Annotated in this window: 23 protein-coding genes and 1 tRNA gene; 16 read left to right on the top strand and 8 right to left on the bottom strand. The window is 65.7% G+C overall.

Annotated elements, in window-relative coordinates:
* Positions 1–110 precede the first annotated feature (110 nt).
* Genes A7Q26_RS05825 through A7Q26_RS05815 form a run of 3 tightly spaced genes read right to left on the bottom strand, consistent with a single transcriptional unit; the run spans position 111 to position 4,529 of the window.
* A complete protein-coding gene (locus A7Q26_RS05825; protein WP_232313693.1) occupies positions 111–1,577 on the bottom strand; it encodes an agmatinase family protein in 1,467 nt (488 codons plus the stop codon).
* Between the two features lie 16 nt (positions 1,578–1,593).
* Positions 1,594–2,946 carry an agmatinase family protein gene (locus tag A7Q26_RS05820; RefSeq protein WP_066857866.1) on the bottom strand — a complete coding sequence of 451 codons (1,353 nt, stop codon included), beginning with the start codon at positions 2,944–2,946 and terminating at the stop codon, positions 1,594–1,596.
* Positions 2,946–4,529: an agmatinase family protein gene (locus tag A7Q26_RS05815; protein WP_232313692.1), complete on the bottom strand. Its 1,584-nt coding sequence runs from the start codon at positions 4,527–4,529 to the stop codon at positions 2,946–2,948. Before A7Q26_RS05815 ends, A7Q26_RS05820 begins: the two co-directional genes overlap by 1 nt.
* A 232-nt stretch (positions 4,530–4,761) precedes the next feature.
* Here A7Q26_RS05815 and A7Q26_RS05810 point away from each other — a divergent pair, with 232 nt between their 5' ends.
* The 9 genes from A7Q26_RS05810 (at position 4,762) to A7Q26_RS05770 (ending at position 14,432) form a co-directional block, all read left to right on the top strand.
* Positions 4,762–7,131: a TonB-dependent receptor gene (locus A7Q26_RS05810; protein WP_066857863.1), complete on the top strand. Its 2,370-nt coding sequence runs from the start codon at positions 4,762–4,764 to the stop codon at positions 7,129–7,131.
* Between the two features lie 154 nt (positions 7,132–7,285).
* Entirely contained in the window at positions 7,286–8,203 is a 918-nt protein-coding gene (locus A7Q26_RS05805) for a YihY/virulence factor BrkB family protein (RefSeq protein WP_066858090.1), read from the top strand.
* 63 nt (positions 8,204–8,266) lie between these two features.
* Positions 8,267–8,342 (top strand) — tRNA-Trp (locus tag A7Q26_RS05800).
* A 171-nt stretch (positions 8,343–8,513) separates the two neighbouring features.
* Entirely contained in the window at positions 8,514–8,720 is a 207-nt protein-coding gene (gene secE, locus A7Q26_RS05795; RefSeq protein ID WP_066857860.1) for a preprotein translocase subunit SecE, read from the top strand.
* 115 nt (positions 8,721–8,835) lie between these two features.
* Positions 8,836–9,372: a transcription termination/antitermination protein NusG gene (gene nusG / locus A7Q26_RS05790; RefSeq protein WP_066857858.1), complete on the top strand. Its 537-nt coding sequence runs from the start codon at positions 8,836–8,838 to the stop codon at positions 9,370–9,372.
* Between the two features lie 275 nt (positions 9,373–9,647).
* Entirely contained in the window at positions 9,648–10,079 is a 432-nt protein-coding gene (gene rplK / locus A7Q26_RS05785) for a 50S ribosomal protein L11 (RefSeq protein WP_066857855.1), read from the top strand.
* A 4-nt stretch (positions 10,080–10,083) separates the two neighbouring features.
* A complete protein-coding gene (gene rplA, locus A7Q26_RS05780) occupies positions 10,084–10,782 on the top strand; it encodes a 50S ribosomal protein L1 (RefSeq protein ID WP_066857852.1) in 699 nt (232 codons plus the stop codon).
* Between the two features lie 307 nt (positions 10,783–11,089).
* Positions 11,090–12,841 (top strand): DEAD/DEAH box helicase, encoded by a 1,752-nt coding sequence (locus A7Q26_RS05775; protein WP_066858087.1) that lies wholly within the window; start codon positions 11,090–11,092, stop codon positions 12,839–12,841.
* Between the two features lie 52 nt (positions 12,842–12,893).
* The gene (locus A7Q26_RS05770) at positions 12,894–14,432 is read left to right on the top strand and encodes a cryptochrome/photolyase family protein (RefSeq protein WP_066857849.1); all 1,539 of its coding nucleotides are present in this window, start codon (positions 12,894–12,896) and stop codon (positions 14,430–14,432) included.
* A gap of 4 nt (positions 14,433–14,436) precedes the next feature.
* Here the strand turns inward: A7Q26_RS05770 and ybaL are convergent, their stop codons facing one another.
* From ybaL to A7Q26_RS05760, 3 genes are all read right to left on the bottom strand, one after another.
* Positions 14,437–16,083: a YbaL family putative K(+) efflux transporter gene (gene ybaL, locus A7Q26_RS05765; protein WP_066857846.1), complete on the bottom strand. Its 1,647-nt coding sequence runs from the start codon at positions 16,081–16,083 to the stop codon at positions 14,437–14,439.
* Positions 16,084–16,188: 105 nt separating this feature from the next.
* The gene (locus tag A7Q26_RS26125) at positions 16,189–16,314 is read right to left on the bottom strand and encodes a hypothetical protein (RefSeq protein WP_269747226.1); all 126 of its coding nucleotides are present in this window, start codon (positions 16,312–16,314) and stop codon (positions 16,189–16,191) included.
* 54 nt (positions 16,315–16,368) lie between these two features.
* Positions 16,369–16,755 (bottom strand): hypothetical protein, encoded by a 387-nt coding sequence (locus tag A7Q26_RS05760; protein ID WP_066858084.1) that lies wholly within the window; start codon positions 16,753–16,755, stop codon positions 16,369–16,371.
* Between the two features lie 196 nt (positions 16,756–16,951).
* On the opposite strand from A7Q26_RS05760, the gene rplU reads away from it, so the two are divergent.
* From rplU to A7Q26_RS05745, 3 genes are all read left to right on the top strand, one after another.
* Entirely contained in the window at positions 16,952–17,251 is a 300-nt protein-coding gene (gene rplU, locus A7Q26_RS05755; RefSeq protein ID WP_066857843.1) for a 50S ribosomal protein L21, read from the top strand.
* A 32-nt stretch (positions 17,252–17,283) separates the two neighbouring features.
* On the top strand, positions 17,284–17,553 hold the full coding sequence (gene rpmA / locus A7Q26_RS05750; RefSeq protein WP_009822431.1) for a 50S ribosomal protein L27: 270 nt from the start codon (positions 17,284–17,286) through the stop codon (positions 17,551–17,553).
* A gap of 273 nt (positions 17,554–17,826) precedes the next feature.
* Positions 17,827–18,399, top strand: a complete 573-nt coding sequence (locus tag A7Q26_RS05745; protein WP_066857840.1) for a GNAT family N-acetyltransferase — start codon at positions 17,827–17,829, stop codon at positions 18,397–18,399.
* 76 nt (positions 18,400–18,475) lie between these two features.
* On the opposite strand, the gene A7Q26_RS05740 is transcribed toward A7Q26_RS05745, so the two are convergent.
* Together A7Q26_RS05740 and A7Q26_RS05735 are read right to left on the bottom strand one after the other, a co-directional pair.
* Positions 18,476–19,012 carry a GNAT family N-acetyltransferase gene (locus tag A7Q26_RS05740; RefSeq protein WP_066857837.1) on the bottom strand — a complete coding sequence of 179 codons (537 nt, stop codon included), beginning with the start codon at positions 19,010–19,012 and terminating at the stop codon, positions 18,476–18,478.
* A 112-nt stretch (positions 19,013–19,124) separates the two neighbouring features.
* Positions 19,125–19,976, bottom strand: a complete 852-nt coding sequence (locus A7Q26_RS05735; RefSeq protein ID WP_066857834.1) for a metal-dependent hydrolase — start codon at positions 19,974–19,976, stop codon at positions 19,125–19,127.
* A gap of 54 nt (positions 19,977–20,030) precedes the next feature.
* Here A7Q26_RS05735 and A7Q26_RS05730 point away from each other — a divergent pair, with 54 nt between their 5' ends.
* Genes A7Q26_RS05730 through A7Q26_RS05715 form a run of 4 tightly spaced genes read left to right on the top strand, consistent with a single transcriptional unit; the run spans position 20,031 to position 23,861 of the window.
* On the top strand, positions 20,031–20,648 hold the full coding sequence (locus A7Q26_RS05730; protein ID WP_066857831.1) for a TetR/AcrR family transcriptional regulator: 618 nt from the start codon (positions 20,031–20,033) through the stop codon (positions 20,646–20,648).
* A 30-nt stretch (positions 20,649–20,678) separates the two neighbouring features.
* Positions 20,679–21,779: a GTPase ObgE gene (gene obgE / locus A7Q26_RS05725; protein ID WP_066857828.1), complete on the top strand. Its 1,101-nt coding sequence runs from the start codon at positions 20,679–20,681 to the stop codon at positions 21,777–21,779.
* 31 nt (positions 21,780–21,810) lie between these two features.
* On the top strand, positions 21,811–22,941 hold the full coding sequence (gene proB, locus A7Q26_RS05720) for a glutamate 5-kinase (protein WP_066857825.1): 1,131 nt from the start codon (positions 21,811–21,813) through the stop codon (positions 22,939–22,941).
* A gap of 23 nt (positions 22,942–22,964) precedes the next feature.
* Positions 22,965–23,861: an NAD-dependent epimerase/dehydratase family protein gene (locus tag A7Q26_RS05715; RefSeq protein ID WP_066858081.1), complete on the top strand. Its 897-nt coding sequence runs from the start codon at positions 22,965–22,967 to the stop codon at positions 23,859–23,861.
* Positions 23,862–23,878 lie beyond the last annotated feature (17 nt).

Genomic DNA, 23,878 nt, shown 5'->3' with positions numbered 1-23,878 from the left:
CCGGCCTCTTTGCCTGGACGCTGTGAAAGCCTAGGCAGGCGCTCGCGCGGCGCCATTGCCCAAATGACGTATGGCCCCATGGCAATCCGCCATGAGAATCTTGACGGCCGTCAGAATTTCTTTTTCGGACCGTAATAATCGTCCTGCCCATGTTCGGACGATACCGGGTTCCAGTAGCGCGGGGGCAGCCCCTTCTTGCGCATGGCGATGCCGGTCAGGCAGGCGTTCAGCAGATAATTGCTGTTGAGCGCGGTCTTGTAGCTGGTGTCGAGATAGGGCGCGACTTCGACGATATCGATGCCGGCAATATCATTTTCGGCACAGAGCCGCCGCATGATCGGCTGCGCCTCGCGCATGGTGAGGCCGCCCGGAACGGGCGTGCCGGTGCCGGGCATGAAGGCGGGATCGAGCACGTCGACATCGAAACTGATCCACAGCTTCTTCGCCTTCTGCCGCGCTTCGGCGATGGCGCGGTCCATCACCTTGTCCCAGCCCCATTTCTCGACCTCCACCATCGTGTGGTAGCGCATCCCCTTGTTGCGCATCCAGCCGAAGGTTTCGAGGTCGGGGCCGCGCGCGCGCAGTCCGACTTGGATATAATCCTGTGGCCGCACATGGCCTTCATGCAGCACGCGGTAGACGGGCGATCCATGGGTGATCCAGTGGACGCCGTTGCGGCCGACATCATAATGGCTGTCGAAATGGACGACGCTGACATTGCCCTTGCCATGCACGTCGGCGGCGGCCGCGACATTGGGATATTCGAGGCTGTGGTCGCCGCCGATGACGATCGGGATCGCGCCGGTCTGGGCGATTTCGCGGACCATTTCGCGCACATGGGCGACGCTGCGTTCGGTCGAGTTCTGGTCGATGGCGATGTCGCCATAATCGACGATCTCCAACGCAGAGCTGGGGTTGATCATCGCATACATGTCGTTGCCGCCCGCGCCGCCGGTCATGCGCAGAGCGCGCGGTCCGTCGATCGCGTTGCGCCAGCCCGACCCCATGTCGAGCGGGGCGCCGACGATCGCGACATCAACCTTGCCTGCCTTCAGGTCTTCCGGCGTCATCGCCACCGGCGCGCCCGCGAAGGTCGCAAAGCCGCCGCGGCGCCCGCCGATATAGCGGCCAAGGTCCATGGGGCCAGCGTCGCGCTTCGGGTCCATCACCAGCGGGCGCTTCGCCTTCCAGGCGTTGAACCAGGCGGACCGGGTGTCGAGCGGGATCGTCTTGGCGTCCCGCCCTTCCTTATATTCGACCTGCGCGTGGAGCGCCGCGATCGCGTCGATATAGGCGATCAGTTCCGCTGCCGGCATGGTGCGGATTCGATCGAACAGCGCGTCCTTTTCCACGTAGCGGCCAGTGCGCCCTTCCCGAATGAGCGCGACTTTTTCGGGCGCGATGCCGGACAGTTTCGCCATCACGTCAGCCGGAATTTCGACGGGCTTGGGTTCGCCCATAATGTCTTCCTGCGGGATCGGCGGCGGCGGGTTGGGCGTGTCGAAACCCGCCACCACGGCCGATGCGGCCGCCGCCGCCGCCATGCTCCATCCGCTTATCGCATTGATCGATGGCATGGCCGCCCTCCCCGGTTCAGCGCTTGGCGGTCTTGACCGGCGTCGCGCCCGTCTTGCGCATCGCAATGCCGGACAGGCAGGCGTGCAGGATATAGTTGGCGCTCATCCGGCTGACATAGGTCGGGTCCAGGATCGGCGCGGCGTCGAGCAGGTCGAAGCCCACCACCTTCGTCTGGGCGCAGATCTGGCGCACCATCGGGATCGCTTCGCGCATCGTCAGCCCGCCCGGCACCGGCCGGCCGGACGCCGGGGCATCGCCGGGATCGAGGACGCTCATGTCGAAGGAGACGAAGACATTGTCCGGCCCCTTCTTCAGGCTGGCGACCAGATCATTCGTGACCGACTGCCAGCCCTTGTCCTGGATGGCGGCGGTCGGGACGATCTTCGCGCCCGCTTCCGCCAGCCGCTTTTGCACGGCGGGGCCGGCGTCTCGGCCATGCAGGCCGACGAGGGTCACATCACTGCCGCGCAGCAGATTCTGCTCCAGCAGGCGGGTGAGCGTCTGGTTGTCGGAGATCATGTGATCGCCGTTCAGTTCGGCATCGGCATGGGCGTTGAACTGGACCAGCGCGACCTTGCCCGCGCCATAGGTGTCGACCATCGCCGCGACATCCGGGAACATGATCGTATGGTCGCCGCCGACGATGAAGGGAATGGTGCCCACGCTCGCCATTTCGGCGATCATCGCGCGGATATGGTCGAGACCGCGATCGGGCGCCATATAGTCAGGCGTCAGGTCGCCATAGTCGGCGATGGAGAGGACCAGACCCGGATCGATCCCGCCATCGGCGTCGGCGCCGACCAGCCCGTCCATGCCACGCAGCGCCATCGGCGCGTGCTTGGCATCACGCCAGCCCGAGGAAAAGTCGAGCGGCACGCCGACAAAGGCGACCTCCACCTTGCCCGCGACCAGATCCTCCTTGCGGATCGCGACGGGCGCATCGGCGAAGGTCGGCACGCCGCTCTTCTGATACATATAGCGTTTCAGGCTGAACGGACCGTCGTCACGCTTCAGCTTGTCGAACATCTTGGGGCGCAGCGTGGTACCGGCATTCCAGCCGCGCGCCTGCGGATTGAGCGCGATCTCCGCCGGATCGCGACCGGCCTTGTACCGGCTGTCCTCGACCACCGCCATCAACGCGGTCGCATAGGCATCGACATCGGCGGCAGCGCGCCCGGCGAGCGCCACCTGAACCTTCTCGGGTGTCAGGCCGAAGCGCTCCAGCGTCGCGGGGTCGGACAGAAACGCCTTTTTCTCCGGCGCCAGGCTGGCGAGCGGATCGCTTCCTTGCGCCAGAGCGGGGCCGAACAGGGCTGCGAGCGCAAGGGCAAGCGCGGCGCCGCGCGCCGGCAGGGTGGAGCGTGCCATCAGTTCTTCTTCCCATAATAGGCGTCCAGGCCGTGATCGACGGAGACAGGGTTGAGATAGCCGGGCTTCAGCCCCTTCTTGCGCATGGCGATGCCGGCGAGGCAGGCGTTCAGCAGGAAATTGCTGTTGAGCGCGGTCTTGTAGCTGGTGTCGAGATAGGGCGCGACTTCCACGATATCGATGCCGGCAATGTCATTCTGGGCGCAGAGGTTGCGCATGATGGGCTGCGCCTCGCGCATGGTGAGGCCGCCGGGAACCGGCGTGCCGGTGCCGGGCATGAAGGCCGGATCGAGCACGTCGACATCGAAGCTGATCCACAGCTTCTTGGCATTTTCCCGCGCTTCCTTGAGCGCGCGGGCCATCACCTTGTCCCAGCCCCATTTCTCGACTTCGACCATCGTGTGGTAGCGCATCCCCTTGTTGCGCATCCAGCCGAAGGTTTCGAGGTCGGGGCCGCGCGCGCGCAGCCCGACCTGGATATAGTCGCTGCCGCGCACATGGCCTTCGGAGAGGACGCGATAGACCGGCTGGCCATGGTCGAGCAAATGCACGCGCCCGCGCCCGATGTCATAATGGCTATCGAAATGGATGACGCTGACATTGCCCTTGCCATGCACGTCGGCGGCCGCCGCGACATTGGGATATTCGAGGCTGTGGTCGCCGCCGATGACGATCGGGATCGCGCCGGTGCGGGCGATTTCCCCCACCATCTCGCGGACATGATCGACGCTGCGCTCGGTCGAGTTCTGGTCGATGGCTATGTCGCCATAGTCGACGATCTTGAGCGCGGCATTGGGATTGATCATCGAATACATGTCGTTGCCGGCCGCGCCGCCGGTCATCCGCATGGCGCGCGGCCCGTCGATCGCGTTGCGCCAGCCCGACCCCATGTCGAGCGGGGCGCCGACGATCGCGACATCGACCTTGCCTGCCTTCAGGTCTTCCGGCGTCATCGCCACCGGCGCGCCCGCGAAGGTCGCAAAGCCCCCGCCCCAGCCGCCGATATAACGGGTCAGATCGACCGGACCGGGATCGCGCTTCGGGTCGAGCGCGGCGGAACGCCGGACCTTCCACGCGTTGAACCAGGGTGATCGGGTGTCGAGCGGGATCGATGCCTGATCGCGCCCGGCCTTGAACTCGACCTGGGCGTGCAGCGCCTGCATCGCGTCGATATAGGCGCTGATCTCTTCGGCCGTGCCCTTGCGGATACGCTCGAACAGGGCGTCCTTCTCGACATAGCGGCCGGTGACGCCGCTTTTCAGGAAATCGACCTTCGCCTTGTCCACGCCGGCGAGCTTCGCCGCGATATCCTCGGGCAGTTCCAGCGGCTTGGGCCGCCCCATATCATCTTCCAGCGGCGTCTGCGGCGCGGGCGTGCCGGCGTTGGGAAGACGGGACGGCAGGTCGCCCGCGACCGCGGCGCCGATGGCCGCGATCCCGGCCATGCTCCACCCGGTGATGGCGCTCATAGACGGCATGTCATTCTCCGGCCCGGCGGCCCTCCATTGGGCGACGCGGGCATAGGCAGCGGGAAAGGGACGGAAATTCCCGCCGCTCCAGCCATGGGTAGGCGGCAGGAGCACCGCATCCCAATGGGGCATTTGACGTAGGACCGGCCCATGTGGGGAGAGACGGACAAGCTACGTCAAATGCCCCATGTTTGACTGGCTGCGCGCTCCATAGCCTGACCACCATGCCAGAAAAGCACGAGGCGGCGGTCCACGCCGCCCGCCGCGCCGTTGCCGCCGCACAGGCGGGACGTCCGATCCGGGAGGGGATCATGGCTGGAAAGACATTGGAAAAAAGGGGAACACCATGTCGTATCGCGCAAAGCTCAAAATGGGACTCTTGTCCGCGACGATCATATCCGGCGCGGCCGCGGCCATGCCCGCCATGGCGCAGACCGCCGCGGCCGCCGACGAGGGCGATGTGATCGTCGTCACGGGTACCCGCCGCAGCACCACGCTGATGGAAACGCCGATCAATATTTCGGCCGTGGGCGCGGAGGAGCTGGCGGCGCAGCGGATCGACGACATTCGCGACATCGCGGCCTTCACGCCGGGCATCACCATCACCGATACCGGTCCGCGCGGCGCGGGCACCATCATCATGCGCGGCCTGTCCGCCGACGACAGCAGCGCGGGCGGCAACAACAGCGACAATGCCATCGGCATCTATCTGGGCGACGTACCGCTTTACACCGACTACAAGCTGATCGACCTCGAACGGGTGGAGACGCTGCTCGGTCCGCAGGGCACGCTCTATGGCCTTGGCACGCTGGCGGGCGCGGTCCGCTACATCCCCAACCGGCCCGATCCGACGAAGTTCAGCGGCGAGGCCTATGGCCGCCTCTATGACGTCGCCCATTCGAAGGGCGTGGGCTATGTCGGCTATGGCGTGCTCAACCTGCCGATCGTCCAGGACGCGATCGCTTTCCGCACCGTCACCGGCTATTATTACGACCCCGGCTTCATCGACTATCCCTATCTGCTGAAGGAGCCGGGCGTGTCCCTGCCGCAGCCGGGCGACACGTCGAACCCGATGGGCACCGACGCGCAGCAGAGCGCCAATTTCGCGGGCAAGAAGGATCTGAACTTCGAAAAGACCTTCACCAGCCGCAACCAGCTCGGCTTCGTCAGCCCCGACTTCCAGGCCTATTTCACCTACGCCTATCAGGAAACGAAAACCGACGGCCGCCAGGCCACCGGCGCGGGCGTGGTGGGCGAAGGCAAATATGAGGCGCCCTGGCGCTACAAGGAACCGTCGAAGCGCATGTCACACCTGATCTCGCTGGAGCTTCAGGGCAATGTCTACGACGTGGCGCAGGCGATCTTCGTTTCGGCCTACACCAACAAGAAGCAGCGCAGTTCGACCGACGTGACCGACCTGCTGCTCGACCTCGACTATGATTATGAACTGTTCCCGTCCTTCTCGGGCTATACCCGGTCGCGCGGCGCGGAAGAACAATATAACCAGGAAGTCCGCCTGGTTTCGACCCATGGCGGGCCGTTCAGCTGGGTGATCGGCGGCTTCTGGAACCGCCTCAACACCAGGTCCGACTATCGCGAGATCGTGCCGGGCTATCCCGCCTGGGCAGGCATCAACCGCCCCGACGAGGTCGAATATGCCTCCTACGTCAACACCAAGACCGACGAGAAGGCGGTGTTCGGCGAGGGCAGCTTCAAGATCACGCCGGAATGGCAGGTCACGGCCGGCGTCCGCTATTTCAAATATAGCGCCGACGTCATCGGCGGGACCGCGCTGCCGCTGTTCCAGGCCTATCCCAACATCAACTTCCGCTCGCGCGCCGGATCGACCAGCGACGACGGCACGGTGTGGAAGTTCAACAGCTCCTACAACATCACGCCGGATCTGATGGTCTGGGGCACCTATTCGAAGGGCTATCGCATCGGCGGCGTCAACCGCGTCGCGCCCTGCGTCCTGCCGCTGCCGGCCGGACAGAATCTGTGCGCCCTGCCGAGCGAACTATTCTATGGCCCGGACAAGGTCAAAAACGCCGAAATCGGTGTCCGCGCCCAGTTGTTCGAGCGCAAGCTGTCGATGAGCCTGTCGGCCTTCCGCGTTAAGTGGGACGGTATCCAGCTGTCGGGCCAGACGGTGAATGGCGCCATCGGCATCACCACCAATGGCGGCGCGGCGATTTCGAAGGGCGTCGACTTCTCCTTCAGCGCCAAGCCGATCGACGGCCTCACCATCCGGGGCAACTACAGCTATCTCGACGCGCATCTGACCGAGGACGTGCCGGCGCTGCTGTCGATCGCGGGCGGCGATCTGGTCGATGTCCTGGCAGGCGACCGCCTGCCCGGATCGACCAAGAACAGCGGCGCGATCGGCGTCAGCTACGACATGCCCATGGGCGACAATATGCTGAACCTGGGCTGGACCACCACCTATACCGGCGGCATCTACACCCGTCCGGGCCTGCGGGGCGGCGGCGAACGGCTGCCGTCCTACATGATGAGCCGCGCGAACATCACCTACAAGACCGACATCTATGAAATCGGCCTGTTCGCGAACAACATCTTCGACAAATATGCCATCACCGGCGTCAGCAACGACCTGACCCGTTTCGGCCTGGTCAATGACGGCATCATTTCGCGCTATTATGCCCGGTCGGTCGCGCAGCCGCGCGTCATCGGCGTCGAGGGCCGCGTGAAGTTCTGATCGTCCGCGCATGACCGATCGCGGGGGCGCTCTTCCATTCGGAAGGGCGCCCCTTTTTTCTGCTCGTCATGTCGGGCGGCGGGCGGCATCCGCTGCCGCATGGAACCAGCCTTCCCCTTCGCGCGCTTGCCCCGATCAACGGCAAGGGGCGATGATGAGCATAAGGATAGCGCAACAGGTGCATGTCGATGCGCCGTGGAAGATCCCGCCACGTGCCTGGTGGGAGATATCGAAGCGCGTCTGGATCGCCACGTTCGCCAATCATCTGGGGCTGTTGTCGGCGGGCGTCGCCTATTACGCCTTCCTGTCGATCGCGCCGCTGCTGGCGGCGGTGGTGCTGACCTATGGCCTGATCGGCGATCCCGCGCTGGTGCAGCGGCACATGGCCGCCATCATCACCGTGGTGCCCCGCGATGCGGCGACCATCATCAATGACCAGTTGATGGGCGTCGTATCGGCCGCCAAGGGCACGACCGGCCTCGGCCTGGTGCTGGCGCTGAGCCTCGCCCTCTATGGCGCCACTCGCGCCGCCTCGGCGATCATGGAGGCGCTCAACATCGTCTATGCGCGGAAGGAAGAACGCGGGATCATCGCCTTCTACCGCGTGTCGATCGGCATCACTTTCTCGGCCGTGCTGGTCGTCGTGTCGGGGGTCGTCACCGCGACGGTCATTGGCCTGATCCAGACGCTGCTCACCGGCTGGGGATCGGGGGTTCTCCTGGCGATCAAGGCGGTGACATGGGTCTGCGCGGGCCTGCTCGCCAGCCTGATCTTCGCGCTCATATACCGGTTCGGTCCGAACCGGCGCAAGGCGCAGTGGCAATGGCTGACGGTCGGATCGGCCACGGCCACGGTCTGCTGGCTGCTGGTGACTCTGGGCGTGTCCTTCTATGTCTCGCGCTTCGGCAACTACAACGAAACCTACGGTTCGCTGGGCGCCGTGGTGGTGCTGCAACTCTGGCTGTTTGCTTCCGCCTATGTCGTGCTGCTGGGCGCGCAGATCAACGCCGAGGCGGAGCGGCAGACCAGCGCCGACACGCAGGTGGCCGGGCCGATGCAAAAAGCCGCATAATGGCGCTTGCCCTCCCCTTCCTGCCACGCTAAAGCGCCCTCCTTCGCTGGCTAGGGCCAGTGCAGGAGTGTAGCTCAGTTGGTAGAGCGTCGGTCTCCAAAACCGAATGCCGTGGGTTCGAGTCCCTCCACTCCTGCCAAGCGAACTGGCCGCGAACCCTTGAATTGCAAAGGGTTCGCGGCTAAGTCCGCAGGCGAAATTGGTCGCGGAGCAAGCGGCCGCACCCCCGGACGCCAGACAGGGCGGGATCGGGAGGGCGGACTGTTGCTTCGCGAATTGGCGTTGGTATCGAAGTTTGAGAAGGCAGGCGATGGCGAAGGTTTCTCCCGGCGAATTCGTCAATCAGGTGAAGACCGAGGCATCCAAGATCGTCTGGCCGACTGGCCGCGAGACGGTCATGACCGGCGTTATGGTCGTCATCATGACCACGCTGCTGGGCCTCTTCTTCTTCGGCATCGACACGTTCTTCGGCGCGATCGTCCAGTGGCTGCTGGGCCTCGCCGCCGGTCAGGCCTGATATTGCCGGGCCTGGGTTCTTGATTGCCGCGATTTCTCAAGTGAAATCGCAGACGCGAGTTTGATTGGCGCGATTTCTCAAGTGAAATCGCTCTGTGGGAGTTTGAAACGGTAACATGGCGCGCTGGTACATCATCCACGCCTATTCGGGCTTCGAGAACAAGGTCAAGGAATCGATCCTGTCCGAAGCCGAGCGCATGGGCCTCTCCCAGTTGGTCGAGCAGGTCGAGGTGCCCACCGAGACCGTGACCGAAGTGAAGCGCGGCAAGAAGGTGCAGGTCGAGCGCAAGTTCATGCCCGGCTATGTCCTCGCCAAGCTGAACATGAACGACGACATCTACCACCTGGTGAAGAACACGCCCAAGGTGACGGGTTTCCTGGGCTCGAGCGGCAAGCCGCAGGCGATCAGCGAAAGCGACGCCGCCCGCTATTTCGGCGCCCAGAAGGAAGCCGAAGCCGCCCCCAAGCACAAGGTCAATGTCGATTACGAGATCGGCGACAGCGTCAAGGTGCTCGACGGCCCCTTCGCCAGCTTCAACGGCGTGGTCGAGGAACTGGATTTCGAAAAGAACCGGGTCAAGGTGTCGGTGTCGATCTTCGGTCGCGCCACCCCGGTCGAACTGGACTTCGAGCAGGTCGAACTGTCGAAGTAAGAGCCGCATCGCGGATTGCAAAAGGGTCGCCAGCCACCGGGCCGGCGGCCCTTTTTGCTGGAATTCTCACCGACCGGGGGCTGCGCCGGGGGTTCAGCTTCCTTTTTCGCAAGCCCCCTTCCCTTTGGACCGGAACATCGCTATAGGCCCGCGCTTCCGTGCTGCCCCCAAGGTGGCCGGACATGTGCGGGAGGCCTTTTTCGGAAGGCCGTTCGACCGCTAAACTTGAACCGGCGGATATGTTCGCAGATCCGCCAGCTACAGAGTGAGTGAACATGGCCAAGAAGATTACGGGCTATATCAAGCTCCAGGTGCCCGCCGGAGCCGCCAACCCCTCGCCGCCCATCGGCCCTGCCCTGGGTCAGCGCGGCGTGAACATCATGGAATTCTGCAAGGCGTTCAACGCCTCGACGGAAAAGATGGAAAAGGGCACCCCGCTGCCGACCATAATCACCGTCTATGCGGACCGCTCCTTCACCTTCGTGACGAAGCAGCCGCCGGCCACCTATCTGATCAAGAAGGCCGTCAACCTGAAGTCGGGTTCCAAGGAACCGGGCAAGGTCGTCGCCGGCAAGATCACCCGCGCCCAGCTCGCCGAAATCGCGCAGACCAAGATGGTCGACCTGAACGCGAACGACATCGACGCGGCGACGAAGATCATCGAAGGCTCCGCTCGCGCGATGGGCCTCGAAGTGGTGGAGGGCTAAGACCATGGCAAAGCTGACGAAGAAGGCGAAGGCCCTGGCCACTGCCATTGACAAGGAAAAGCTGCACGGCGTCAACGAAGCGCTGGGCCTGATCAAGACCCACGCGACCGCCAAGTTCGACGAAAGCGTCGAAATCGCGATCAACCTGGGCGTCGATCCGCGTCACGCCGACCAGATGGTCCGTGGCGTCGTCACCCTGCCCGCCGGCACCGGCAAGGACGTCCGCGTCGCCGTGTTCGCCCGTGGCGACAAGGCTGATGCAGCGACCGCCGCTGGCGCCGACGTCGTGGGCGCCGAAGACCTGCTCGAATCGATCCAGGCCGGCAACATCGACTTCCAGCGCGTGATCGCCACCCCCGACATGATGGGTCTGGTGGGTCGCCTGGGCAAGGTGCTTGGTCCCAAGGGCCTGATGCCGAACCCGAAGCTGGGCACGGTCACCCCGAACGTCGCCGAAGCGGTCAAGGCTGCCAAGGGCGGCCAGATCGAATTCCGCGTCGAAAAGGCGGGCATCATCCATGCTGGCCTCGGCAAGGCGAGCTTCTCGGCCGAAGACCTGCGCAAGAATTTCGACGCCTTCGTTGACGCGATCGTCAAGGCGAAGCCGTCGGGTTCGAAGGGCAAATATGTCCGCAAGATCGCCCTGTCGTCCTCGATGGGCCCGGGCGTCAAGGTCGACGTGGCGGAAGTCGCCTCGATCTGATTTTTGCGCTATAGATGATAGGCAGGCCTCCTTCCTCGGGAACGTGGGAAGGAGGCCTTCCTGTTTTTTGAATCATCCTCCCCTGTTCGGGGGCGATGGCGGCACGCAGTGCTGACGGAGGGGTGCTCCTCTCTCGACAGGGGGACACCCCTCACCACCCGCCAGGCGGGCGGTCCCCCTCCCCTTGCAGGGGAGGATTTTGGAACCGGAGGCCTGACCTGCCTTCGGGCTTCCCGTGCGGAAGCATGAACGGTCTTTCGTATCCGTCGGGAATGGCGGGTCGCTTTTACCGATGGAAAACAAAAATATGGCATTTGAAACTCTCCCCGCTCTCCTGTCGCAGGCGTTGACCGCCAAGGGCTATGAGGCGCTGACCCCCGTCCAGAGCGAAGTCACGCAGGAAGAAGCGCATGGGCGCGACCTGCTGGTGTCGGCGCAGACCGGATCGGGCAAGACCGTCGCCTTCGGCCTCGCCATGGCGGGCGAACTGCTGGGCGACGCCGACCGCCTCCCCATGCCGGAAAAGCCGCTGGCGCTGGTGATCGCGCCGACGCGCGAACTGGCGTTGCAGGTCAGCCGCGAACTGGAATGGCTGTACGGTGCCGCGCGCGCGCGCATCGCGACCTGCGTGGGCGGTATGGACGCCGCCAAGGAACGCCGCAACCTGAGCCACGGCACCCATATCGTCGTCGGTACGCCGGGCCGCCTGCGCGACCATCTGGAGCGCGGCGCGCTGGACCTGTCGGCCGTGCGATCCGTCGTGCTCGATGAAGCCGACGAGATGCTGGACATGGGCTTCCGCGAGGATCTGGAGGAGATTCTCGACGGCGCGCCGGAAAGCCGCCGCACCCTCCTCTTCTCGGCCACCATGCCCAAGCCGATCGTGGCACTGGCCAAGCGCTACCAGCGCGACGCGCTGCGCATTTCGACCATGAGCGAAGAGCGCGGCCATGGCGACATCAGCTATCAGGCGGTGACGGTCGCCCCGTCCGACATCGAGAATGCGGTGGTCAACCTGCTGCGCTATCATGAGGCGGAAACGGCGATCCTGTTCTGCGCCACGCGCGACAATGTGCGGCATCTGCACAGCAGCCTGACCGAGCGCGGCTTTGCCGCCGTGGCGCTGTCGGGCGAGCATAGCCAGAATGAACGCAACCATGCGTTGCAGGCGTTGCGCGACAAGCGGGCGCGGGTGTGCGTCGCGACCGACGTCGCCGCGCGCGGCATCGATCTACCCTCTCTGTCGCTGGTCGTCCATGTCGAGCTGCCGCGCGACGCCGAGACGATGCAGCACCGTTCGGGCCGCACCGGACGTGCGGGCAAGAAGGGCACCGCCGTGCTGATCGTGCCCTATCCGCGTCGCCGCCGCGTCGAATCGATGCTGCGGGGCGCGAAGATCCCGGTCGAATGGGGCAACCCGCCGAGCAGGGAAGCGATTCTGGAGCAGGACAATGCCCGGCTGCGCACCAGCCTGATGGAGAAGGCGGAACTGGACGAGGCCGATTGGGCGCTGGGCGCCGAACTGCTGGCCGAGAAGAGCGCCAAGGAAATCGCCGCCATGCTGGTCAGGAGCGCCCGCGCTGCGCTGCCGGCCCCAGAGGAACTGCTGGACCGCAGCGAGGCGCCCGTGCGCCAGGAAGGGCCGCGTCCGGGATTCGAGGACACGCAGTGGTTCCGCATGGACATCGGCCGTCGCCAGAATGCCGACCCGCGCTGGATCCTGCCGCTGATCTGCCGTCGCGGCCATGTGTCGCGCCAGGATATCGGCGCGATCCGCATCACCACCAACGAGACGATGTTCGAAATCCCGAAGGCGATCGCGAGCCGCTTCATCGCGTCGGTCAAGCGCACCGGCGAAGCGAATGACGAAGGCGCCGACGTGGCGTTCGAGGCCATCGACGGCGCGCCGCGCGAACAGGCGCGCGAGCATAAGCGCCAGGGCGCCCGTCCCAATGATCGCGGCCCGCGTCCGGGCGGTCCGGGCGGCTATGCCCCCCGTCCGTTCAAGGGCGGACCGAAGCGCCCGGGCGGCCCCGGCGGACCGCGCAAGCCGCGCTGATTTCCCTTTCGGGCATGTAGGATAAAGGCGGGCCGTCGATCATTCCGTGGGGATGATCGACGGCCCTCTTCTTATTCCGGTCCTTGGCGACCAGCTGACACCCGACATCGCCGCGCTGCGCGATGCCGACAAGGCGGACAGCATCGTGCTGATGATGGAGGTGGCGGACGAAACCACCTACGTGCGGCATCACAAGGCGAAGATCGCCTTCCTCCTGTCCGCCATGCGTCATCATGCCGAGGCGCTGCGGGCGCTGGGCTGGACAGTCGACTATGTGCGGCTGGACGACCCCGCGAACAGGGGCAGCTTCACCGCCGAGGTCGCCCGTGCGATCGAAAGGCACCGCCCCCGCGCCATCCATGTGACCGAGGCGGGCGAATGGCGGGTGCGCGCCATGCTGGAAGCGTGGGAAGAGTGCTTCGCCATTCCCGTGACCATCCATGAGGATGATCGCTTCCTCTGTTCCCATGCGGAGTTCGACACATGGGCGGCGGCGCGGCGCCAGTTGCGGATGGAATATTTCTATCGCGACATGCGCCGCAAGACCGGGCTGCTGCTGACCGAGGAAGGCGCGCCGGAGGGCGGACAATGGAATTATGACGCGGAGAACCGCAAGCCCCCGCCCGCACGCGACCTGCTGATGCCCCGGCCGATCCGCTTCCGACCCGACGCCGTGACACAGGCGGTGCTGGAGATGGTGGCGGTACGCTTCGGCGACCATATCGGCCGGCTCGACCAGTTCCATTTCGCGGTGACGCGGGACGAGGCGATACGACAGCAAAAGCGCTTCCTGGACGAAGGGCTGCCACGGTTTGGCGACTATCAGGATGCGATGCTGACCGACGAGCCGTTCCTGTGGCATTCGATCCTGTCGCCCTACCTCAACGCCGGGCTGCTCGACCCGCTGGAACTCTGCCGGGAGGTGGAGGCGCGCTATCGGGCGGGCAAAGTGCCCCTGAACGCGGCAGAGGGCTTTATCCGGCAGATCATCGGCTGGCGCGAATATGTGCGCGGCATCTATTGGCTTGAGGGGCCGGACTACGCCAAGCGCAATGCCCTGCGGGCGACCCGCAACCTGCCGGGCTTCTACTGGACCGGCGAGACGGACATGCACTGCCTGTCACAGGCGATCGGCCAGACCATCGACCATGGCTATGCCCATCATATCCAGCGGCTGATGATCACCGGCAATTTCGCATTGCTGGCCGGGGTCGACCCGCACCAGGTGCATATCTGGTATCTGGAGGTCTATGCCGACGCCTATGAATGGGTCGAGCTGCCCAACACGCTGGGCATGAGCCAGTTTGCGGATGGCGGCCTGCTGGCGTCGAAGCCCTATGCGTCGGGCGGCGCCTATATCAACCGCATGTCGGACTATTGCGGGGCGTGCCGATATGATGTGAAGCGCCGGGTGGGCGAGGATGCCTGCCCCTTCAACGCGCTTTACTGGGATTTCCTGGCACGCAACGCGGGCATGCTCGCGCGCAATCCACGGCTCGCCATGCCCTATCGCAACTGGGACCGGATGACCCAGGAAGACCGCGCCGCCACGCGGGATCAGGCGGCGCGCTTCCTCGATACGCTCGACTAGAGGGTCACGCCACCCCGCACAAAGTGAGCATCCTGGCCGCCAGTTCGCGTTCACCCATCACCACATGGGGAACGCCCAGCGCCTCCAGATGGGCGACCTCCGCGTCGCTATGGGCGCGGGCGATGACCTGAAGGTCGGCGTTCAGGCGGCGCGCATGATCGTGGATGGCCCCGCCCTCATAGCCTTCGGGCACCGCGATCAGCAGGTGGCGCGCCTCGCGGATACCCGCCGCGAGCAGATGCCTGTCCTCCAGCGCGTTGCCCTTCACGACCGACAGGCCGGCCTCTTCGGCTTCGTCCACCCGATCCCCGTCGCCTTCCACGACAACGAAATGGACATGTGTTTCGACAAGGCGCCGGGCGATCAGCTTGCCCACCCGGCCGTAGCCGACCAGGATGACATGGCCGATGGCAGGCGGCGCCGGACGACCGGAGGGCTGGCCCGCGTCCGCGCCCTCATCCTCCTCCTCCTGCTGGTGCTTGCGCACGATCATCGAGAAGAGGATGGGATTGAGGAAGATCGACGCCAGCGCGCCGGCCAGGATCAGGTCGCGGGCTTGCGCCGGCAACACCCCCAGCCCCGCGCCCAGCGACGCCAGGATGAAGGAAAATTCGCCGATCTGGGCGAGGCTCGCCGCGATGGTGAGCGCGGTTACGTTGGGATGGCCGAAGGCGCGGACGATCCCCCAGGCGGCGATCGACTTGCCGATTACGATGATGAGAATGGTGGCGAGCAGCGGCAAGGGCTGCTCGACCACGATCGCCGGGTTGAAGAGCATTCCGACCGACACGAAGAAGAGTACGGCGAAGGCGTCGCGCAATGGCAGCGTCTCTTCAGTCGCGCGACGGCTCAGGGGGGTTTCGCCCAGGATCATGCCGGCGAAGAAGGCGCCGAGCGCGAAGGACACGTCGAAGGCGGCCGCCGCGCCGAAGGCAACGCCCAGCGCGATGGCGAGGACCGCCAGGCGGAACAGCTCGCGCGATCCGGTATGGACGACCCAGTGCAGCGCCCAGGGGATCACCCGGCGGCCCACGATCAGCATCACCGCGACAAAGCCCACCACCTTGAGCAACGTGCCGAGCAGCGGCCCGATGAGCGCGGACGCACCCGCTCCCTCGACGCCGTTCATCACGCTGGCAAGCGCGGGGAGCAGCACCAGCGCAAGGACCATCACCAGATCCTCGACGATCAGCCAGCCGACCGCGATGCGTCCGCGCCGGGTTTCGACCAGGTCGGCGCCCTGCAAGGCGCGCAGCAGGACGACGGTGCTGGCGACGGACAGGGCAAGGCCGAATACCAGGCCGCCCATGACGGGCCAGCCCATCAGATGGGCAAGGCCCATGCCGAGCAGGGTCGCGACCGCGATCTGGACCAGCGCGCCGGGAACGGCGATGGCCTTCACCGACAGAAGGTCTTTCAGGGAAAAATGGAGGCCGACCCCGAACATCAGCAGGATGACGCCGATTTCGGCCAGTTCATTGGCAAGGCCGGCATCGGCGACGAAGCCGGGGGTAAAGGGACCGACCATGATGCCGGCGACGAGATAGCCGACCAGCGGCGAGAGCTTCAGCCGATGGGCGATCGCGCCCATGATGAAGGCGACGACGAGACCGGCGACGATGGTGCCGATCAGGGGTGTGTGATGGGGCATTTTTGCCTTTCGATCCGGTGGCCGGCCGTTGGGGCGTGCGTCCGGCGGGAAATGAGCAGGATATCGGCGCTCTCCCGACCTCCGTCGGTCATGGAGACGTGCTTTTCAGTCGACGACGATCATCATCGCGGCGAGGGCCATAGCGGCGGCGCCAAGGCCCGCCATGACGAGGGGCATGAACCACCAGGGCGGACGAGAGCGACGGCCGCGGCGCAGGCTCTTGCGAGGCATGGGATGACTCCTCTTTCGACCAGGTGCCCGCGCGTGACGGGCGGGTTCGATCCGTCAGAAGGAGGCGGGCGGCGCCCTGGCAAGATGCGCGCGCATGAGCGGCGGGCGCGGGAGGCGGGGGGCCGCCGGCGGGGCGGACAAGGCGGGCAGAAACCGCCAGACGCCCACGATCGCCATGATCGCCAGTCCCAGGATCGCCACCGGCGGCCACCCGTCGCCATCCGGGCGGATGGGCGGGACCGCCTGCGCGGCGGATGGAGCGCGGGCCTTGAGCACCACGTCGCTGGTCGCGGGATTGAAAGCGGAGCCGGTGGCGCGGCTGAGCGGCGGACCGAGCGGCGCGAGAGCCGACAGCAACGTGACGGCGATGAGGGTCCACAGGGCGGCCAGAATTGCGGCGCGGGGGATCGCGCCCCTTCCCTTCCGCCTTTTCCTGCCCATATGCTGCATCTCGCCGCCAAATCCCCTGGTTCCACAGGAGATAGGGGCGGACGGGCGTGAAAACCAGTGCCGAAACCGACCCGCATCGGTTGACAGGTGCGAGTCATTCCACTAACGGGCCACATTCCCGCGCGGGTCGACAGGATTTGTCCTCGAAGATCTGCGTAAAGCAGATTTGAACGAGAAGAGACAAGCCATGTTCGCTATCGTGCGCACGGGCGGCAAGCAGTATCGCGTCGCCGCCGGAGACAAGATCGTCGTTGAAAAGCTGGCTGGCGAAGCCGGCGACAAGGTCACGCTGGACGACGTCCTGCTGGCCGGTGAAGGCGGCGACCTGAAGGACGCTGCCAAGCTGACCGTCGCGGCGGAAATCATCGCGCAGGCGAAGGGCGAGAAGGTCATCGTCTTCAAGAAGCGCCGCCGCCACAATTATCGCCGCAAGAACGGCCACCGCCAGAACCACACGATCCTGAAGATCGTGTCGATCGGCGCCTGAGCCACTAGCTGAAGATTCGAGGAGTTTAGGTCATGGCACATAAGAAAGCTGGCGGTTCGTCGCGCAACGGTCGCGATTCCGAGTCGAAGCGCCTTGGCGTCAAGAAGTTCGGCGGTCAGGACGTGATCGGCGGCAACATCATCATTCGCCAGCGCGGCACCCGCGTGTATCCGGGTCGCAATGTCGGCATGGGCAAGGATCACACCCTCTTCGCCCTCGGCGAAGGCAAGGTGGTATTCCACACCGGCAAGCTGGGCCGCAAATATGTGTCGGTAGACGCAATGGCCGAAGCGGCAGAATAACGGACGACTGATGACGGGTCGTCCTTCGATAGGGGCGATCCTCCCGGCGTTCGGACCTTCCGTCTGATGCCGGTGTCCGAGGGAACAAGGGGCGCTCCTCACCTATGAGGGGCGCCCCTTTTCCGTTGGGCGAAATCTCCCTCAAAAATCCCTCAAGTCTCTGGAACTCAACGCCTTCTCGCGCGTCCTGCGGGCGGGGAATCATCCAGAGGCAAGTCGTCGTCAAGCCGTCATCATTGGCGGTTAACGGCGCGCAGAAGAGGAGAGACGAGAATGTTCGCCCGTACCCCCCGCCTGCTGCTGCGTCCCGGCTGGATGGAAGACGCGCAGGCCCTGGCCCTGGCCATCAACGACCCGGCGGTCGCGCGCAACCTGACGCGCGTCCCCAGCCCCTATGGGCCGGACGACGCCGAAGCCTTCCTGGCGCTGCCGCAACATCCGCGCCTGCCCCGACTGCTCGCCTTCACCCGCACCCAGGGCGCGCCGCGCCTGGTCGGTGGATGCGGAGTCCATCTGGACGAGCAGGGCGCGCCCGAACTGGGTTACTGGATCGCCCGCCCCTATTGGGGGCTGGGGTTCGCGACCGAGGCCGCGCGCGCGGTGCTGGACATGGCGCGGGCGAACGGCATCCGCGACATAAAGGCCGGGCATTTCATCGACAATCCCGCGTCGGGCAACGTCCTGCGCAAGCTGGGCTTCCACTTCGCGGGACGAATCGAGAAACGCTACAGCCTGGGCCGCGACGCACTGGTCGATTGCCTGATGTTCGACGAAGGCGAAGGCGGGCGAATGAGCGCCGATCCCGCAATGGATCTCTATGGGGATGCGTTGCCGGTGGCGGCTTGAGCGCGACACCCTATCGATGATCGTCCTTCCCGCCATCGCGGGAAGGACGGCGTGACAATATGTCGCGACGATCCCCTTAGCGGGGAGGATGTTTGGGGCGGTCGAACACCCGTGTCGGCCTGCCCGCAAGTTCCGTATCGACCAGCGCATGGAAACCCAGCTTTTCCGCGACCTTGATGGACGCCAGATTGTCCGGGTCGATGATGCAGCGGAGCGAGGGCGCATCGAGATGGGCGTCCGCCCAGTCGAGAACGGCGTGCATCGCTTCAGTGGCGATGCCCCGGCCCCAGGCCTCTGGCGCCAGCACCCAGCCCGCCTCCGGCACGCCTTCCAGTTCGGGCAGGCCGCGTTCGGCGCTGAGCAGGCCGGCCTCCCCCAGGAAAGCGCCGCTGTCCCGCTCCTCGATCACCCACATGCCATAGCCTAGCATGGACCACATGCCGGCATAGCGCAGCAGGCGGAACCACACCGCCTGCGCGTCCTGCGTCACGCCGCCGATATGGCGCACCACGTCGGCGTCCCCCCATAATTTGCGGCAGGCGACATAATCCTCCACCCGATGCGGGCGGAGGATCAGGCGGATGGTTTCCAATGTCGGAGCGTCAGTCGTCACTTTATCCTCGCGGCGACCACTATATCCGTTCGGGCCGGGCCTGTCGAAGCCCTGCCCTGCCCGACGCAAGAAAAATCCTGCGCGACGGCCGTCAAGGCAGGCCTATCGCCCTTCAGGCGACCGAGGGCAAGGCGGCGGGCGGCCGCGCATCGGCATAGGGCGTATCGGCCAGAGCGATCAACGCGCGATCATCGACCCGCCAGGGATGGAAGCCGGGCAGGAAATAGCCGAGCCACGGACGCGCCACGCGACGCAATATGCCCGGCCGCACCAGCGCGTAATGGAGCAGCCCGCCCCAGGCGCGCCGTCCGGTGATGCCGTCCTGCCGCAGCAATTCCATCATCCCGCGGGCGCGATGATGGAGAAAATTCCTGGTTACGACCAGCATCATCAGCGACTTGACCCACCAGCGCCGGAAGCGCGTCCAGTCGCGCGTGGCGTGCATCCAGGTATCGCAGGCGACGCCCTTATGCTCGATCTCCTCGATGGCGTGCCATCGCCACAACGCGGCGATCTCCGGGTCGGCGCCGTCCAGATGGCGCGGGTCGCTCAGCAGTTCATGGGCGAGGATGGCGGTGAAATGCTCCAGTGCCATGGTCGCCGCCAGGCTGTCGATCGGGGGACGCCGCTTCGCCATGTCCAGCACCAGGGTCACGTCGGCGTCGAGGCGCGACACGTCATAGCCATGATCCGTCACCTGCCGGTTGAAGGCGAGATGCTCGCGGCTATGGACGACTTCCTGGCGAATGAAGGCGGCGATCTCGCCCGCCAGCCGGTCCGGCACGCCGTCGCGGAAGGCGCGTACGCTATCGATGAAATAAGCTTCGCCGCGCGGGAAGGTGATCGACAGGGCGTTGAAGAAAGCCGTGGCGATCGGATCGCCATTCAGCCAATGTCGGGATGCGGCGCGATCCCGCCCGAAGCGGCGATCACGCGGGGTAATGGTGAGTTCGGTCGGGGTCATGGGGACGCCTCCGTTGCTTACTTACACTGATGTAAATATGGACAACTGACATAGATGTCAATAAAGCGCGCACGCCTCAGCCCCGATGAAAGCCGCCTCGTCGCCGTCGAGGCGGCGCGCGACCTGCTGATCGAGGCAGGGCCGCAGGCAGTGACGCTGAAGGCGGTGGCCGGCCGGGTCGGGCGGACCCACGCCAACCTGCTGCATCATTTCGGATCGGCCGCGGGATTGCAGAAGGCGCTGGCCGCGCATCTGGCCGATACCATCACCACCAAGATCGGCGAGGCGGTGGATGCGGCGCGGCGCGGCGAACTGGCGCCGCGCATCATCGTCGACATGACATTCGACGCGTTCGACCGCGAGGGCGCGGGCGCGCTGGCGAGCTGGATGCTCGCGTCGGGCAATGAGGATGCGCTGGACCCGGTGGTGGACGCGATCCACCGGCTGGTCGACAAGCTGGCGGCAAGCGCCCTCAGCCCGAACATGGCCGAGCTGATCCGGGAGAACACGCTGATGCTGGTGCTGCTGGCGCTGGGCGATTCGCAGCTGGGGGGCGCCATGGCAGGGGCGCTTTGCCTGCCGCGCGAAAAGGCCCGCGAGATCGCAACCCGCAGCCTGACATTCGCGTTGATGCAGGAAGCCGCGACGATTGCCGCGCAGGCCAAGGTTTAACTTTTCGCGATTAGGCGTTATGGGCGCGCCATGCATTTTCTCGATCAAGCCAAAATCTATATCAAGTCCGGCTGGGGCGGCCCCGGCGCGGTCAGCTTTCGCCGTGAAAAATATGTCGAATATGGCGGCCCGGACGGCGGCAACGGCGGCAAGGGCGGCGACATCATCTTCGAGGCCGTGGCCGGCCTCAACACGCTGATCGATTTCCGCTACACCCAGCATTTCAAGGCGCAGCGCGGCCAGCCGGGCATGGGCAAGAACCGTTATGGCGCGGGCGGCAACGACCTGGTCATCAAGGTGCCGGTCGGCACCCAGATCCTGTCCGATCCCCAGCCGATCGAGGGCAGCGAGGACGAGGACGGCTATCCCGACTTCGAGGAGCAGGAAGTGCTCGCCGACTTCACCGAGGTCGGGCAGCGCGTCACCTTCCTGCGCGGCGGCGACGGCGGCCGGGGCAACCTGTCCTACAAGACCAGCACCAACCGCGCGCCGCGCCAGCATGGCACGGGCTGGCCGGGGCAGGAAATGTGGGTGTGGCTGCGCCTCAAGCTGCTGGCCGATGTCGGCCTGGTCGGAATGCCCAATGCAGGCAAGTCGACGCTGATCAACCAGGTGACGAACACCAAGGCGAAGGTCGGCGCATACGCCTTCACCACCACCAAGCCGCAGCTGGGCGTGGTGCTGCACCGCGACCGCGAATTCGTGCTGGCCGACATTCCGGGCCTGATCGAGGGCGCCGCCGAGGGAGCGGGCATCGGCGACCGCTTCCTGGGCCATATCGAGCGCTGCCGCGTTCTGCTGCACCTGATCGACGCGACCGGCGACGATCCCGTCGATGCCTTCCGCATCGTGACCGACGAACTGGCCGCCTATGGCGGCGGACTGGAAGACAAGCCGCAGATCGTGGCGCTCAACAAGGGCGACCTTCTGGGGAAGGAACTGATGGAGGACATCGCCGCACAACTGCGCGAGGAAGCGGGCGTGGAGGACGTGTTCATCATTTCCGGCGCGACCGGCGAAGGCGTCGGCGCGCTGATGGACGCCGTGCTGCCGATGCTGGATCAGGACGCCGAGGATGAAGAGGATGAGGATGGCGGCGAGGAAGGCGAAGCCACCTGGTCGCCGATCTGACCGCGAATAGGCTAAACGGATATTCAGTCCCGTGACCAACCCCCTCTCCGGTTTTCCCCCTGAACTTGTCCGTCGCCTGGTCATCAAGATCGGGTCGGCCCTGCTGGTCGATCCGGCCGGCGAGGTGCGCGTCGACTGGCTGCGCACGCTGGTCGCTGATGTCGCGATCCGCAAGGCGGCGGGGCAACAGGTCATCATCGTGTCGTCGGGCGCGATCGCGCTGGGCGCGCGGCGGCTGAAGCTGCCCAAGGGCGGGCGCGGCAGCCTGGAAGACGCGCAGGCGGCGGCAGCCACCGGGCAGATCGCCCTGTCGCAATGCTGGGCCAGCCTGCTCGCGGAAAAGGGCATTACCGCCGCGCAGATGCTGGTGACGCTGGACGATCTGGAGAACCGGCGGCGCTACCTCAATGCGTCGGCGACGCTGGAGCGGCTGATGGCATTGGACGTCGTGCCGGTGGTCAACGAGAATGACAGCGTGGCGACGGCCGAGATCCGCTTCGGCGACAATGATCGGCTGGCGGCGCGTATCGGACAGGCGGCACGGGCTGACGCGGTTGCGCTGCTTTCCGATGTGGACGGGCTTTACACCGCCAATCCGCACGCCGATGCCAGCGCCATGCTGATAGAGACAATCGAGACGATCGACGCGCGGATCGCGGCGATGGCGGACGGCGGTTCGGCGTCGGGCATGGGTTCGGGCGGCATGGTGTCGAAGATCCAGGCCGCGCGCATCGCGACCGGCGCGGGCGCGCACCTGGCCATCATTTCGGGCAAGGTCGATGCGCCGCTTTCGCACTGGGCGAATGGCGGAAAGGGGTCGATTTTCCTGGCGGCGCAAGCGAAAGGCGCGCGCAAGGGCTGGCTGGCGGGTCGCCTGACGACGCGCGGGCGGCTGATCGTGGACGCGGGCGCGGAAAAGGCGCTGGGCAAGGGCAACAGCCTGCTGCCCGCCGGCGTCGCCCATGTGGAAGGCGTGTTCGATCGCGGTGACGTTGTCGACATCGTCGCGCAGGATGGCCGGGTGATCGCGCGCGGGCTGATCGAATATGACAGCGAAGCGGCAGGGAAGATCGCCGGTCGCCGCAGCGAGGAGATCCCCGTGCTGCTGGGCGAAATGCCACGGTCGGTGCTGGTCCATCGCGACCATATGGCGATGATCTGACCATGACCCCCTTCCGGATTGCAATGACCGGCGCGACGGGGTTCGTCGGCGCCGAAGTGCTGGAGCAGGCGCTGGGCGAAGGACTGCGCGTCAACGCGCTGACTCGCCGGGCGCAGCCGCCGCGCGCGAAGCTGAAATGGGTGCCGGGGTCGCTGGAGGATGCTGCCGCGCTCGACACGCTGGTGCGCGACGCCGACGCGGTGGTGCATATTGCGGGCGTCGTGAATGCGCCCGATCGCGACGGGTTCGAGGCCGGCAATGCGCGCGGCACCGTGGCGGTGGTCGACGCGATGCGCCGGCGCGGGATCAGGCGGCTAGTGCATGTGTCCTCGCTGGCGGCGCGCGAACCGGGGCTGTCCGACTATGGCTGGTCCAAGGCGCTGGCCGAACGCCATGTGAAGGCGAGCGGCCTCGACTGGACGATCGTGCGGCCGCCCGCCATCTACGGGCCGGGCGACCGGGAAATGCTGGAGCTGTTCCGCATGGCCAGGCGCGGCATCATGATGCTGCCGCCGGGCGGACGGCTGTCGGTCATCCATGTCGGCGATCTCGCCCGGTTGCTGCTGGCGCTGGCGCAGGAGAAGGAAAGCAGCCTGACCCGCACCTTCGAGGTGGATGACGGCACGCCCGAGGGCTGGGATCACAAGGAATTCGGCGCAGCGATCGGCCGGGCGGTCGGGCGGGCAGTCAGGACCGTGGCGACGCCCGAATGGCTGCTGAACGTCGCCGCCCGCACCGACCGGCTGGTGCGCGGACGGAAGGCCAAGCTGACGCCTGATCGGGTCGATTATTTCTGTCACCCCGACTGGGTGGTCACGAAGCGCAAGCAGCCACCCAAGCGGCTGTGGCTGCCGCAGGTGCAGACGGAGGAGGGGTTGAAGGCGACCGCCGAAGCCTATCGGGAGAAGGGCTGGCTATAACGCCGGCCAGAACGTCC

It is taken from the genome of Sphingobium sp. TCM1, assembly GCF_001650725.1.
Taxonomy (GTDB): domain Bacteria; phylum Pseudomonadota; class Alphaproteobacteria; order Sphingomonadales; family Sphingomonadaceae; genus Sphingobium.
This window is presented reverse-complemented; position numbering and strand designations above follow the sequence as displayed.

Bases quoted from the DNA above. Each gene is read 5' to 3' on its own strand.
- A7Q26_RS26125 (WP_269747226.1), bottom strand. From the start codon at position 16,314: ATGCCTCGCAAGAGCCTGCGCCGCGGCCGTCGCTCTCGTCCGCCCTGG.
- A7Q26_RS05730 (WP_066857831.1), top strand. From the start codon at position 20,031: ATGTCAATAAAGCGCGCACGCCTCAGCCCCGATGAAAGCCGCCTCGTC.
- rpmA (WP_009822431.1), top strand. From the start codon at position 17,284: ATGGCACATAAGAAAGCTGGCGGTTCGTCGCGCAACGGTCGCGATTCC.
- A7Q26_RS05770 (WP_066857849.1), top strand. From the start codon at position 12,894: ATGATCGACGGCCCTCTTCTTATTCCGGTCCTTGGCGACCAGCTGACA.
- rplA (WP_066857852.1), top strand. From the start codon at position 10,084: ATGGCAAAGCTGACGAAGAAGGCGAAGGCCCTGGCCACTGCCATTGAC.
- A7Q26_RS05825 (WP_232313693.1), bottom strand. From the start codon at position 1,577: ATGCCATCGATCAATGCGATAAGCGGATGGAGCATGGCGGCGGCGGCG.
- rplK (WP_066857855.1), top strand. From the start codon at position 9,648: ATGGCCAAGAAGATTACGGGCTATATCAAGCTCCAGGTGCCCGCCGGA.
- ybaL (WP_066857846.1), bottom strand. From the start codon at position 16,083: ATGCCCCATCACACACCCCTGATCGGCACCATCGTCGCCGGTCTCGTC.
- nusG (WP_066857858.1), top strand. From the start codon at position 8,836: ATGGCGCGCTGGTACATCATCCACGCCTATTCGGGCTTCGAGAACAAG.
- A7Q26_RS05745 (WP_066857840.1), top strand. From the start codon at position 17,827: ATGTTCGCCCGTACCCCCCGCCTGCTGCTGCGTCCCGGCTGGATGGAA.
- obgE (WP_066857828.1), top strand. From the start codon at position 20,679: ATGCATTTTCTCGATCAAGCCAAAATCTATATCAAGTCCGGCTGGGGC.
- A7Q26_RS05805 (WP_066858090.1), top strand. From the start codon at position 7,286: ATGAGCATAAGGATAGCGCAACAGGTGCATGTCGATGCGCCGTGGAAG.
- A7Q26_RS05715 (WP_066858081.1), top strand. From the start codon at position 22,965: ATGACCGGCGCGACGGGGTTCGTCGGCGCCGAAGTGCTGGAGCAGGCG.
- A7Q26_RS05775 (WP_066858087.1), top strand. From the start codon at position 11,090: ATGGCATTTGAAACTCTCCCCGCTCTCCTGTCGCAGGCGTTGACCGCC.
- A7Q26_RS05760 (WP_066858084.1), bottom strand. From the start codon at position 16,755: ATGGGCAGGAAAAGGCGGAAGGGAAGGGGCGCGATCCCCCGCGCCGCA.
- secE (WP_066857860.1), top strand. From the start codon at position 8,514: ATGGCGAAGGTTTCTCCCGGCGAATTCGTCAATCAGGTGAAGACCGAG.
- A7Q26_RS05820 (WP_066857866.1), bottom strand. From the start codon at position 2,946: ATGGCACGCTCCACCCTGCCGGCGCGCGGCGCCGCGCTTGCCCTTGCG.
- A7Q26_RS05735 (WP_066857834.1), bottom strand. From the start codon at position 19,976: ATGACCCCGACCGAACTCACCATTACCCCGCGTGATCGCCGCTTCGGG.
- rplU (WP_066857843.1), top strand. From the start codon at position 16,952: ATGTTCGCTATCGTGCGCACGGGCGGCAAGCAGTATCGCGTCGCCGCC.
- A7Q26_RS05810 (WP_066857863.1), top strand. From the start codon at position 4,762: ATGTCGTATCGCGCAAAGCTCAAAATGGGACTCTTGTCCGCGACGATC.